Annotated in this window: 10 protein-coding genes; 7 read left to right on the top strand and 3 right to left on the bottom strand. The window is 68.4% G+C overall.

Annotated elements, in window-relative coordinates; all coding sequences use genetic code 11:
* The first annotated feature begins 97 nt into the window (after positions 1-97).
* Entirely contained in the window at positions 98-1,411 is a 1,314-nt protein-coding gene (locus tag AC3AP7_RS21490; protein WP_487364579.1) for an MFS transporter, read from the top strand.
* A 96-nt stretch (positions 1,412-1,507) separates the two neighbouring features.
* Here the strand turns inward: AC3AP7_RS21490 and gntR are convergent, their stop codons facing one another.
* The gene (gntR, locus tag AC3AP7_RS21485) at positions 1,508-2,584 is read right to left on the bottom strand and encodes an HTH-type transcriptional regulator GntR (RefSeq protein WP_487364578.1); all 1,077 of its coding nucleotides are present in this window, start codon (positions 2,582-2,584) and stop codon (positions 1,508-1,510) included.
* A gap of 185 nt (positions 2,585-2,769) precedes the next feature.
* On the opposite strand from gntR, the gene AC3AP7_RS21480 reads away from it, so the two are divergent.
* A complete protein-coding gene (locus AC3AP7_RS21480) occupies positions 2,770-4,053 on the top strand; it encodes an ABC transporter substrate-binding protein (RefSeq protein WP_487364577.1) in 1,284 nt (427 codons plus the stop codon).
* Positions 4,054-4,292: 239 nt separating this feature from the next.
* Here the strand turns inward: AC3AP7_RS21480 and AC3AP7_RS21475 are convergent, their stop codons facing one another.
* The gene (locus AC3AP7_RS21475) at positions 4,293-4,511 is read right to left on the bottom strand and encodes a hypothetical protein (protein WP_487364576.1); all 219 of its coding nucleotides are present in this window, start codon (positions 4,509-4,511) and stop codon (positions 4,293-4,295) included.
* 603 nt (positions 4,512-5,114) lie between these two features.
* Between AC3AP7_RS21475 and AC3AP7_RS21470 the strand changes: the two genes are divergently transcribed.
* A complete protein-coding gene (locus AC3AP7_RS21470; protein WP_487364575.1) occupies positions 5,115-5,594 on the top strand; it encodes a DUF2844 domain-containing protein in 480 nt (159 codons plus the stop codon).
* 11 nt (positions 5,595-5,605) lie between these two features.
* Positions 5,606-6,856 (top strand): DUF3443 family protein, encoded by a 1,251-nt coding sequence (locus AC3AP7_RS21465; protein ID WP_487364574.1) that lies wholly within the window; start codon positions 5,606-5,608, stop codon positions 6,854-6,856.
* 410 nt (positions 6,857-7,266) lie between these two features.
* Here the strand turns inward: AC3AP7_RS21465 and AC3AP7_RS21460 are convergent, their stop codons facing one another.
* On the bottom strand, positions 7,267-8,283 hold the full coding sequence (locus tag AC3AP7_RS21460; protein ID WP_487364573.1) for an aldose 1-epimerase: 1,017 nt from the start codon (positions 8,281-8,283) through the stop codon (positions 7,267-7,269).
* A 240-nt stretch (positions 8,284-8,523) separates the two neighbouring features.
* Between AC3AP7_RS21460 and AC3AP7_RS21455 the strand changes: the two genes are divergently transcribed.
* The 3 genes from AC3AP7_RS21455 to AC3AP7_RS21445 all read left to right on the top strand — a co-directional run bounded on the left by AC3AP7_RS21455 (position 8,524) and on the right by AC3AP7_RS21445 (position 12,353).
* Positions 8,524-9,609 carry a LacI family DNA-binding transcriptional regulator gene (locus tag AC3AP7_RS21455; RefSeq protein ID WP_488324863.1) on the top strand — a complete coding sequence of 362 codons (1,086 nt, stop codon included), beginning with the start codon at positions 8,524-8,526 and terminating at the stop codon, positions 9,607-9,609.
* Positions 9,610-9,723: 114 nt separating this feature from the next.
* Positions 9,724-10,755 (top strand): ABC transporter substrate-binding protein, encoded by a 1,032-nt coding sequence (locus tag AC3AP7_RS21450; RefSeq protein ID WP_487364571.1) that lies wholly within the window; start codon positions 9,724-9,726, stop codon positions 10,753-10,755.
* 29 nt (positions 10,756-10,784) lie between these two features.
* Entirely contained in the window at positions 10,785-12,353 is a 1,569-nt protein-coding gene (locus AC3AP7_RS21445; RefSeq protein WP_487364570.1) for a sugar ABC transporter ATP-binding protein, read from the top strand.
* Positions 12,354-12,374: the final 21 nt, after the last annotated feature.

The following is a 12,374-nucleotide window of genomic DNA, read 5'->3' as shown; positions in this document are numbered from 1 at the left end:
GGGCACCCTGTTGTGCTGCACAGCCCGCTGGCGAGGGACACGAGCGCTGCGATCCCCGACAAGTTCTATAACCGCAGCGACCACACGGAGAAAAGATATGACGACCACGACAGGAGACGCGAGCGTACCGTCGCGGGACCAGGTCCTGAAGGTGGCCGTAGCCAGCATCATCGGCTCGGTCATCGAGCAGTATGACTTTCTGGTGACAGGCATCATTGCCGCGACGGTCTGGGGAGACGTCTTCTTCAAGCTGCACCAGCTCGCCGCGATCGCCGCGGCGATCGGCGTTTACGGCCTCGGCATCGTGATCCGCCCGGTCGGCGCCTTCATCTTCGGCAACATCGCCGACCGCTACGGCCGCAAGGACGCGATGGTCTGGGCGCTGCTGCTGATGGGCGTGAGCACGCTGCTGATCGGCCTCACGCCGACCTACGACACGATCGGCGCGGTTGCGCCGGTGCTGCTGATCGTGTTCCGCCTCGCGCAGGGCATCAGCTTCGGCGCCGAGTTCGGCACCGCGTCGACGTGGGTCGTCGAGCAGGCGGCCAAATCGAAATACCGCGCATTCTGGGGCGCCTGGGTCGGCTTTGCGATTCCGCTCGGCCTGCTGCTCGGCTTCGGCTCGGTGATCCTCGTGAAGTCGCTGATGAGCCCGGCGCAGTTCGTCGCGTGGGGCTGGCGCATTTTCTTCTTCGTCGGGTTCGCCGTCGCGATCGTCGGTATCGTCATCCGTACCCGCACCGCCGACAGCTTCGTGTTCGAGCGCTTCAAGTCGGGCGCGGAGACGCTGCAGAGCCCCGCGCTGCAGGTGTGGAAGGAAATGCCGCTGCGCATCCTGCGCACGTCGGTTGTCAACGCAATGTTCGGCGGTGCGTTCTTCCTGAGCTTCGTGTTCGGCACGAGCTACATGAAGGCGGTCGGCTACAGCGGCACGGAGGCCGAAACGATCGGCCTGATCGCCGCGGCCTCGATGTTCGTGTTCATGGTGATCGGCGCGCTGCTGTCGGACATCATCAACCGCCGCACGATCCTGCTGGCGTCCGCGATCGTGTTCCTCGTCTGGGCCATTCCGTACTTCTACCTGATCAACCTCGGCAACTTCTGGCTCGCCGTGCTCGCGGAAGTGATCGGCTTCGGCTTCGTGTTCGGCTTCGGCTACGGCGCGATCCCGACGTTCTACACGGAAAACTTCCCGACCCGCTATCGCGCATCGGGCGCGAGCGCCGGCTATCAGGTGTCGCAGGTGTACGGCGGCGGCCTGATCCCGATCATCGCCGGGCTGATCCTGCATGCGTACGGCATTCACCGCGCGTATCTGTACATCGGTCTGTTCGTGATGGTCTACGCGCTCGCGGCGATCTTCGCGATCCTCGCAACGCCCGAAACCAAGGGCGTCGACCTCGAAAACTGACCCACCCGTCCATGCGCGCGCCGCCGATGCGGCCCGCGCGCGATGTGTCCAGCAGGCCCCGGCCCGTCCCTACTGCGGCGCGCCGGGGCCTTTGCTTCAGGTGCTCTCGCGCGCCACGAGCCGGAACCCGAGATCGATCCGGTGCTGGGCCGGCGGCTCGCCGTCGATGATCTGCAGCAGCATCCGCGCCGCCTCGAAGCCCACCTCGTAGCGCGGCGTGGACACAGTCGTGAGCGACGGCGCCGACCACGCCGCGAACGGCAGATCGTTGAAGCCGACGATTGCCAGCGCGCGCGGCACAGCGATGCCGCGCCGCTGACATTCGAACAGCGCGCCGAGCGCCAGGTCGTCGTTGCAGCAGAACACCGCATCGCAATCGGGCGCCCGTTCGAGCAGCGCGGCGAGCAACTGGCATCCGAGCCCGATGCTCGAAGGTTCGTGCGTGAGGATTTCGAGCCCGCTGTCGAGACCGGCGCCGCGCAACGCGCGCCGGAAGCCCGCGCGCCGCTGCATCGTGCGCGGATCGAGCTGCGCCGCGACGAACGCGGGGCGCTTCGCGCCGCGCGCGATCAGATGCTCGCCGATCGCAAAGCCGGCGCTGCGCTGCGAGAACCCCACCGACCAGTCCTGCGGCGACGCGAAGTCGAACATGTGCACGAGCGGCACACGCGCGGCCGCGAGCCGGCGGCGGATCGGCCCGGAATCGTCGATGCTCGCAACGAGGAAACCGTCGGGCGCATGCGCGAGATACGCGCTCAGCAGCTCCGCCTGGCGCTCGGGCGCATAGCCGGTATTGCCGATCAGCAACTGGTAGCCGGCGGCGACGACGCAGTCCTGCACGCCCGCGAGCGTCTCGACGAAAACCGCGTTCGACAGCGACGGCACCAGCACGCCGAGCAGCTTCGAGCGGGCCGACGCGAGCGTGCGCGCGGCGCGATTCGGGATGTAGCCGAGCTGCGCGATGGCCGCGTCGATCCGCTCGCGCGCCTGCGGCAGCACCAGCGACGGGTCGCTCAGCGCGCGCGATACCGTCATCGTGCTGACCTGCGCGTGGCGGGCGACGTCGGCAAGCGTCACGCGGCCGCTCGGCCGGCGGCGCGCGCCGCGCGCCGAAGCGGCTTCATCGCGCGGCGCGGGTGCGGCACGCGGGGTCCTGCTGGTTCGTGTGTTCATCCGCAAAGTATCGCCGCGTTGTGCGCCGCCGGAAAGAGCACGCTCGCGCAGACGCTCATGGCCGCCCTCACGCAGGGTTCGTCCTGGTGCGTGCGCGTGCGTGTTAGCGCTATCATCGTGACCCGGATCGACCTTCTGACCATTCTTTCATTCATCGCGCCGGCCACGGCGAACGGAGACCCACCATGCTTTCCATCCGCAATCCGCGCCGCCGCGCGCGCCTGACACCGGTCGCGCTCGGCGCCTGCGCCGCGGCGTTCGCACTCGCCGCGCTGCCCGCGCACGCCGCGCGCGTCGAGGTGCTGCATTACTGGACCTCCGGCGGCGAGGCCAAATCGGCCGAAGTGCTCAAGCAGATGCTTGAGGAAAAGGGCGACACGTGGGTCGATTTCGCGGTCGCGGGCGGCGGCGGCGGCAACGCGATGACCGCGCTGAAGACGCGCCTTGTGGCCGGCAATCCGCCGGCGGCCGCGCAGATCAAGGGACCGGCGATCCAGGAATGGGCCAATCAGGGCGTGCTGCTGTCGATCGACGACGTCGCGCAGGCCAACAACTGGAACCATCTGCTGCCGCCGGAGATCGCGAGCATCATGAAGTACAAGGGGCACTACGTGGCGGCGCCGGTCAACGTGCATCGCGTGAACTGGCTGTGGATCAACGCGGCCGCGCTGAAGAAGGTCGACGCGCAGCCGCCCGCGACGTGGGACGACTTCTTCCGGGTCGCCGACGCGCTGAAGAAGGCGGGCATCACGCCGGTCGCGATCGGCGGGCAGTCATGGCAGGAGGCCGAAACGTTCGAGACGGTCGCGCTCGGCGTCGGCGGCGCGGCCTTCTACAAGAAGGCGTTCGTGCAGCTCGACCCGGCAACGCTGAAGGGACCGACGATGGTCAAGGCTCTCGAAACCTTCAAGCGCATCAAGGCCTACACGGATGCCGGCCAGACCGGGCGCGACTGGAATCTCGCCACCGCGATGGTGATCAACGGCAAGGCTGCGATGCAGTTCATGGGCGACTGGGCGAAAGGCGAGTTCACGGTGGCCGGCAAGGTGCCGGGCAAGGACTACCTGTGCGTCGCGGCGCCGGGTTCGCAAAAGGCGTTCACGTTCAACGTGGACAGCTTCGTGTTCTTCAAGGTGAAGGATCCGGGCGTCGAGAAGGGGCAGAAGGACATGGCCGGCCTGCTGATGAGCCCGAAGTTCCAGGAGATCTTCAACCTGAACAAGGGATCGATTCCGGTCCGCCAGGACGTGAGTCTCGCGAAGTTCGACATGTGCGCGAAGAAGTCGTCGGCCGACTTCAAGGCGGCGGCCGCCGCCGGCGCGCTGGTGCCGTCGTGGGCGCATGACATGCTCGTGAGCCCCGCGGTGGAAGGCGCGTTCTATGACGTGATCGGCAACTACTGGGCCGACGACAGCGAAACGGCGCAGCAGGCCGCCGACCGGCTCGCCGAAGCGGCGAAGACGCAGTAACGGCAGGTGACGCGACGCTCCGGGGCGACCCCGGAGCCGGCCGGCGGTGCGTGGGCCGAACGTGGGCCGAACGTGGGATGGACGTGAGATAGATGAACGTGAGATGAATGTGGGCTGAGCGTCGGCCGCGCGTGGGCTACGCGCTTATCCGCCCGGACCGCATGGGCTCCGCAGTCACCGCGACGACCCCGCTATCGCGTACACGCAGCGCCCGCCAGGATCGCCACCGCCCCACCGCTTCAGCCAATCTTGTGCAGATGCGCCGCGCTGCGCTGCATGCGCGCGATCACGCGGCCGGCCTGAAGCGCCGCCTGCGCATTTCTGACCACCTGCAACGAGCCCGTGATGAACAGCGCTTCGTCGCGCGCCTCGTCGAAACAGGCATCGATCGCTTGCCATGCGGCCTCGTCGACGCATTGAAGGCTGGCGTTTTCCCCAATGTGTTTGTCTATTTTCATCTGCCGCCCTGCTGTGAATGTCCGATTACCGCGCGCCGAACCACCCGCCGATCGCGCAACCCGATTCTACAAATGGCGTGTCGGCCGACCTATTGCAGAAAACCATTAGGAATGACCGGCGATCCGCGCAACCGGTCCGGCATGCCTGAACCAGTCGTTGCGGACACAACCGGTTTCGTCCTGTCTGCGCGAGCCGCGCGTGCGCCGGTTTTCTGTTGAAAAGAAGCTTGCGCTTTACTGTCGCCCGATTATTCACGATCAATAAAACGCCGTAAATCGCCCGCGCCTCGCGTCACGCCAGTGTCATGCGGGCCGGCAAGCGCGACTTCAAACGCCGCGGCGCCGTTTAATAATCCGGGCACCCCTTTTGTCAAGTCCTCGCGCGCGGCAGCCAGTCAAAATTTATTTGTGGAAATATCGACCGGCTCCCGCCAAAATGCGTGCGCACTTCCCGTTTGCTCGGGAAATATGACAAAACAGGATTTCGCCACCGGGCCGGGTCGTGCGCGACGCGCCCGTCGCACGCTCCAGCGAACCGCGCCCGTTGGGCGGTGCGCCGGCTGCGACGCCGGAACCGGGCCCATCCATTCGGGGATTACCGCTATGACACTCCTACGCGGGTCAGTGCTCGCGGCCTGTGCCGCGCTGACCTTCAGCCAGGCCGCGCACGCCGCGCTCGGCGGCAACACGCAGTCGGTCGAGGCCGACGTCCAGCAGATGAACGCCAGCACCGCGACGGCCGCCCAGGTGCTGGCCGCCGGCCAGCCCCAGTACACGACCCAGACCATGACGCTCGAACGCGGCACCGTGGTGCGCGAATACGTGTCGCCGTCGGACGTGGTCTTCGCTGTCACATGGCGCGGCCCGCAGATGCCCAACCTGGCGCAGCTTCTCGGCAGCAGCTATACGAACGCCAGCACGGCCGTGCAGAACTATCGCGCGCAGCACCCCGGGTTCGGCCCGCTGGCGGTGTCGGCGAACGGCCTCGTGATCGAATCCTCCGGCCACATGGGCTTCTACGTCGGGCGCGCGTATCTGCCCGCCGCCGTGCCTGCCGGCGTCAATGTCAGCGAACTTCAGTGAGGGCGCCGGGTATGCGTAGCACAATGATGCTGATGCTGGCCGCGCTGGCCATCGTGACGGCACTGGCCGGCTGCGGCGGAGGCGGCGGCTCGGGCAACACCACGCAGACGGCGGCCACGTCGCCGTCGACCTCGACGCCATCGTCGACGCCGGCCAGTTCCACCACGCTCGCGTCGAACCAGGTGCCGGTCACGGTCGACTACGGGCTGTACGGCACGCCGAACGTGCCCACCACCAGCGTGACAATCTGCGTGCCGGGCACCTCCACGTGCCAGACCATCAACAACGTGATGATCGACACCGGCTCGTACGGGCTGCGCCTGTTCGCATCGCAGGTCAGCCTGAGCCTGCCCACGCGCAGCGCGACGGCCGGCGGCACGCTGACCAACTGCGCGTACTTCGGCTCGGGCATCGCGTACGGCAGCGTGCGCACGGCCGACATCCACCTGAACGGCGAAGTCGCGAGCAGCACGCCGATCGAACTGATCCAGGACCCGGACTTCGCGACCGTGCCCAACACCTGTTCGTCCGCGGGCCTGAGCCAGATCACGCAGCCGAGCCAGCTGGGCGTCAACGGGATTCTCGGCATCGGCGTCGAGCCGATCGACTGCCCGGCCTGCGAAACCACCACGGCCGCGAGCGGCAACGTGTACTTCGGCTGCACCAGCAGTTCGTCGTGCACGCCGAGCACCGCGCCGGCGTCCGACCAGGTGACCAATCCGGTCGTGAACTTCCCGGCGGACAACAACGGCAGCGCGATCACGCTGCCCACGATCGCCACGACGGGCGCGGCGAGCGTCACCGGCACCCTGACGTTCGGCATCGGCACCGAGAGCGACAACACGCTCGCTGCCGCGACGATCTACACCGCGGTGCCGCAGGAAGCGCTATTCGCGACCACCTTCAACGGCACGGCCTATGATGCGCTGCTCGACAGCGGCTCGAACGGCCTGTTCTTCCCGGACGCGTCGCTCACCGGCTGCACTTACGACGTGGGGTTCTACTGCCCCGGCTCCACGACGTCGCTGAGCGCGCAGATGAGCGGAAGCGTCGGCACCAGCGTCGGCACCAGCACGCAAAGCTTCACGATTGCGAACGCGCAGTCGCAGTTCGCGACCGGCAACGTCGCATTCGACAACGTCGGCGGCTCGATCACCGGCCTGTTCGACTGGGGCTTGCCGTTCTTCTACGGACGCACGATCTACTTTGCGATCGACGGCCAGTCGACCTCCGGCGGCAGCGGGCCGTACTTCGCGTTCTGACGCGCGCCGACGCGGTGCGCGGCGCGTTTCGACGTACTGATGTGCGCCGATGTGCTCCGATGTGCGCTGACGTACTGATGTGCTGACGTACTGATGTGCTGACGTACTGATGTGCTGATGTGCTGATGTGCTGATGTGCTGATGTGCTGATGTGCTGATGTGCTGATGTGCTGATGTGCTGACGTACTGACGTACTGACGTACTGATGTGCTGATGTGCTGATGTGCGCTGACGTGCTCTGCCGTGCTCCGACCTTTCAACGCGCTCTGCCTCGAGCGCGCAGACCGCCGACAGCCGCCGCGCACGCCGCGCACGCCGCGGCCGCCGCGCACGCCGCGGCCGGCGCGGCCAGGCAACGGCGACGCGCCCCGCCGACGCCCCGCCTCCAGCCGCCCCGCCCCCTGCCCGCCTCAGACCGCCGTCGCCGGCAGCCACGCGACCCGGCTGCTAGCCGTCGCGCCCGGCGCGAGCACGCCGCCGCCCTTGTGCGCCGGCGCGGCATCCAGATTCAGCCAGTCGGTCGTGTTGCTGACCGGCTCCGCGCAGAAAAACGGCTCGCCGGCCGGCGTATACAGCACGAAGAAATCGAGCGGCGCATCCGCGCGCAGCGTCAGTTGCCGGTGCTCGTCCGGCCAGCGGATCACCGCCTCGCGGCTCCAGCCCACGAAGTTGTTGTCGAGCACATGATCGTGCGGCGCGAGTCCGCGCCGCAGCGCATCGACCGCCGCGGCGGCGCCGAGCGCGGCCGGCAGCAGATCCGCGTCGGCATGCCACATCGCCTGCACACGGGTTTCGATCAGCGTCTGCGGCGAGCGCGGGTAATACGGGTGATGGCCGAAGCCGAACGGCATCGGCTCGCGGCCGGTGTTGCGCACGTCGAGCCGGATCGAGAGGCCCTGCGGCGCGAGCTCGATGCGCTGGCGCGCCTCGTAGGCAAACGGCCAGCCCGGCTGCGCGGCGCTGCCCGCGCCCTGCGGCGGCGCGTAGCGCAGCACCAGATCCACCGCGCGCGCGCTGCGCCCGTCGACCTGCCACGGCGTACGCCACGCGTGCCCGTGCAGCGCGTGGCGCAGCGGGCCTTCGCCCATCGGCAGATGCCAGGTCCTGCCGCCAAACTGGAAGCGGCCGTCGCGAATCCGGTTGCAGTACGGCAGCAGCGGGAAGCTCGCCAGTTGCAGCGGATCGCCGGCGGCCAGCGCCGCGCGGCTGGTCGGGCGCAGCCAGTGCAGCGGGCCGCGCGGCGTATCGTCGTAGAAGGCCGCGAGCGAGCCGCCGAGCGCCGGCGCCACCACCGCGCAGCGTGCGCCGTCGCGCAGCACGACGAGCGCGGGGTCCGCCAGCACCGCGGGATCGTAGCCGCTTGCGGCCGCCGGCGCGCGGCCGTCGGCCGCGCCAGATGAAATCGCGATGTCCCGGTTCTTCAACACACTGGCTCCAGAAAGTTCGATCGGCGGCGCACGCTTCGGCCATTGCGCGGCAGGCGCCGCCAAATTATTAATAATATTACTCCTATTACCCGAATTATCGCTGAAATAACCGCTCACGAGAGGCGATATGTGCGGATTGCGGGGGTCGAATATTAGTGCTACCGTGACTCGGGCCCGCGCTCGCGTGACCCTCGCCTACCCGCTTATCCAATGAAAAAATCCACCCAGCGCCGCCCCACCATGACCGACATCGCCAAGGCCACCGGCGTGTCGCAGTCCACGGTTTCTCTCGTCCTGAACGGCGCCGTCGGCGCGAAGTTTTCCGAAGGCACCCGCAAGAAGGTGCTGAAGGCCGCCGAGGCGCTCGGCTACCAGTTGCCCACGCGCGCGAGCGCCCCGGCCGCGCCGGGCGAGCGCAACCTGATCGTGTACGTCGCCGACGAAATCTCGACGAGCCCGCACCCGGTCGTCAACATCGACGGCGCGCGCGACGCCGCATGGAACAACGGCTGCCTGCTCGCGGTGTACTCGACGCACGGCAACGCCGACATCGAGCGGCGCGTGCTGCAGCAGACGCTGGCGAATCCGGCCGTGCTCGGCGTCGTCTACGCCACCGTCTACACCCGCAAGGTGAGCGTGCCCGCCGCGCTGCTGAAGGTGCCCACGGTGCTGCTGAACTGCTACACGGCCGATCACGCGCTGTCCTCGGTGGTGCCCGCGGAGGTCGCGGGCGGGCTGACCGCCACGCAGCACCTGACCACCGCGGGCCACCGGCGGATCGGCTTCATCAATGGCGAAACCTGGCAGGACGCGGCCAAGGACCGGCTCAAGGGCTACCGCCAGGCGCTCGCCACCGCCGACCTGCTGTACGACGAACAGCTGGTGCGCGACGGCGACTGGAGCTCAGGCAAGGGCTTCGAACTGACGCTGTCGCTGATGCGCGAGCCGAACCCGCCCACCGCGATCTTCTGCGCGAACGACCTGACCGCGATCGGCGCGATCGAGGCGCTCAAGCAGCTCGGCCTGCGCGTGCCGGAGGACGTCTCGGTGATGGGCTACGACGACCAGGAAATCGCCCGCCACACCCACCCGCCGCTCACCACCGTCGTGCTGCCGAACTACGAGCTCGGCCGCTGGGCCGTCGAAACGCTGCTGCAGGAAGCGGAAAACCGCGGCGCCGGCGCGCCGTACAAGCGCCGCATGATCAAGCTCGACGGGCCGCTGATCGAGCGCGGCTCGGTGTGCGCGCCGCCGGTCGCCGGCGCGGGCGGCGGCAGCGCGCCCAGCCCGGCCGGCACCGGGGATACCCTAAGTAATATTTTTTGAGTATGACTGGTAATATTAACTGTGAAGCCGGCGTCAACGCGCGCGGCGGGACGGCGCAGCATGGAACGACGCAGTCGCCAGCACCAGCAGGTGTTCACAACTACGGAGACACGCATGTCATCAGCAAAGCTGCAGCACAAACTGGCCGCGCTCACGCTCTGCCTTGCGGGCGCATGGTCGCTCGGCGCGCACGCGCAGGACAACGGCGCGCAAAAGGTGCAGGACACCTCGTCGGCCACCTGTACCAATCCGAAGCCGGGCAACGTGAAAATGAGCGATCTGGTGGTCGGCTTTTCGCAATCGGAGAACGAGCAGAATCCGTTCCGCGCGACCGAGACCGCGTCGGTGCGCGCCGCCGCGAAGGCGGCCGGCGTGAAGCGCCTGCTCTACACGAACGCGAACGACAACCAGGCCAAGCAGGTCGCGGACATCGAGAGCATGATCAACCAGGGCGCGCAGGCGCTGATCGTCGCGCCGAATGATTCGACCGGCCTGCAGCCGGCGTTCGCGCAGGCGCGCGCGAAAGGCATCCCGGTCGTGACGATCGACCGGCAGACGGCGGGCACGTTCTGCGACGACTTCATCACGTTCCTCGGCTCCGACTTCTACGAGCAGGGCAAGCGCGCCGCGCAGGCGCTCGCCGACGCGACCGGCGGCCACGCGGTGATCGCCGAGATCCAGGGCGGCTACGGCAACACGGTCGAAAGCGAGCGCACCGACGGCTTTGCCGAGGTGCTGAAGAAGTACCCGGGCATGAAGCTGGTGGCGGCGCAAACCGCAAACTGGTCGACCACCGAGGCGCAGAAGGTGATGGAGCAGATGCTGCTGTCGCATCCCGACATCAACGCGGTCTACACGCACGCCGACGTGATGACGCTCGGCGCGATCACCGCGCTGCGCCAGGCCGGCAAGCTCAAGGGCGTGACGATCGTCTCGATCGACGGCACCAAGGACGTCGTGCAGGACATCGCGAACGGCACGGTGGCCGCCGACGTCGAGACCAACCCGCGCTTCGGTCCGCTCGCGTTCAAGTCGCTCGAAAACTGGTTCGCGGGCAAGCCGGTGCCGCAAAAGCAGATCATGAAGGACGCGCTGTACGACAAGCACAACGCGAAGCGCTCGCTGGCGGCGGGCGCCGTCTACTGATCCCGCGTCCCACCTCCACAGGGCTGCGCATGAGCGAACCGCATCACACCGCCCCGCCGCCGGATGCCGCCCGCGACACGGCGCATCCGGTCGTGCTCGAAACGCGCCGCGCGTCGAAGACGTTCGGCGTCGTGCGCGCGCTGCGCGACGTGTCGCTCGCGCTGCGCGCGGGCGAGGTGCACGGGCTCGTCGGCGAGAACGGCGCCGGCAAGTCCACGCTGATCAAGATCCTCACCGGCTTCCATCAGCCCGACGACGGCGGCGTGCTGCTCGACGGCGCGCCGGTGGCGTTCCCGAACCCGCGCGGCGCGCAGCAGAACGGCGTGTGCGCGGTGTATCAGGAGATCAACCTGATCGCCGAGCGCAGCGTCGCCGAAAACATCTTCATCGGCCACGAGCCGAAACGCTTCGGTGTCCTGATCGATCGGCCGCGCATGAACCGGATGGCCGGCGACATCCTGCGCCGCTACGGGCTCACGGTGGACCCCGCCGCGCGCCTCAGCGCGCTCGGGCTCGGCGCGCAGCAGATGGTGTCGATCGCGCGCGGCGTGTCGCTCGGCGCGCGCGTGCTGATTCTCGACGAACCGACCTCCGCGCTCTCCGGCGCCGAGGTCGAAGTGCTGTTCGGCGTGGTCGAGCGGCTGCGCGCCGACGGCATCGCGCTGCTGTTCGTGAGCCACCGTCTGTCCGAATGCTATCGCCTGTGCGACCGCTTCACCGTGATGCGCGACGGCGCCATCGTGAAGACCGGCACGCCCGCCGAACTGCCGCGCAACGCGCTGATCGCGGCGATGCTCGGCAACGACACGAAAGGGCTCGGCGGCCGCGCCGGCCCGCGCGCGCTCGACGATGCGCGCGCCGGCGGCCCCGCGCTGCAGGTCGAGGGGCTGCGCTGGCGCACGCGGGTGCGCAACGTCTCGATGCGCGTCGCGCCGCGCGAGATCGTCGGGCTCGCGGGCCTGCTCGGCTCGGGCCGCACCGAGACGCTGAAAACCGTGTTCGGCGCGCAAAAGGCCGATGCCGGCGCGGTCCACGTGAACGGCGCGCCGCTCGGCCATACCGTGCCGGCCCGCTCGATCCATCGCGGGCTCGCCTTTCTGTCCGAAGACCGCCGCTCGGAGGGCATCTTCCCGGGCCTGCCGGTGCGCGACAACATCGTCGCGTCCGCGCTGCCGCAGATCTCGCGCTTCGGCTTCATTTCGCGCCGCAAGCAGGACGCGCTCGTGCAGCACTACATCGAGCGGCTCGGCATCAAGACGGCCGGCCCCGGCGCGCTGATCTCGACGCTCTCCGGCGGCAACCAGCAGAAGGCGCTGATCGCGCGCTGCCTGTCGACGGACCCCGCGGTGCTGCTGCTCGACGATCCGACGCGCGGCATCGACGTGGGCGCGAAGGAAGAAGTGCACCGCGTCGTGCAGGCGCTCGCGGACGACGGGCTCGCGGTCGTCGTCACGTCGTCCGAGATGGAAGAGCTGCTCGAACTGACCGACCGGCTCGTCGTGCTCAACGAGGGCGCGAGCGCCGGCGAGGTCGCCACGCACGGCGCAAGCCCCGACGACGTGCTCGCCCTGCTCGCGAGCGCCGCGCCGCCGGCGTGACGCCGGCCCGCGCGCCCTGGC

Source organism: Paraburkholderia sp. PAMB 6770, assembly GCF_057748135.1.
This window is presented reverse-complemented; position numbering and strand designations above follow the sequence as displayed.

Coding starts and splice junctions, on each gene's coding strand:
- AC3AP7_RS21450 (WP_487364571.1), top strand. CDS start 9,724: ATGTCATCAGCAAAGCTGCAGCACAAACTGGCCGCGCTCACGCTCTGC.
- gntR (WP_487364578.1), bottom strand. CDS start 2,584: ATGAACACACGAACCAGCAGGACCCCGCGTGCCGCACCCGCGCCGCGC.
- AC3AP7_RS21445 (WP_487364570.1), top strand. CDS start 10,785: ATGAGCGAACCGCATCACACCGCCCCGCCGCCGGATGCCGCCCGCGAC.
- AC3AP7_RS21475 (WP_487364576.1), bottom strand. CDS start 4,511: ATGAAAATAGACAAACACATTGGGGAAAACGCCAGCCTTCAATGCGTC.
- AC3AP7_RS21455 (WP_488324863.1), top strand. CDS start 8,524: ATGACCGACATCGCCAAGGCCACCGGCGTGTCGCAGTCCACGGTTTCT.
- AC3AP7_RS21465 (WP_487364574.1), top strand. CDS start 5,606: ATGCGTAGCACAATGATGCTGATGCTGGCCGCGCTGGCCATCGTGACG.
- AC3AP7_RS21480 (WP_487364577.1), top strand. CDS start 2,770: ATGCTTTCCATCCGCAATCCGCGCCGCCGCGCGCGCCTGACACCGGTC.
- AC3AP7_RS21470 (WP_487364575.1), top strand. CDS start 5,115: ATGACACTCCTACGCGGGTCAGTGCTCGCGGCCTGTGCCGCGCTGACC.
- AC3AP7_RS21490 (WP_487364579.1), top strand. CDS start 98: ATGACGACCACGACAGGAGACGCGAGCGTACCGTCGCGGGACCAGGTC.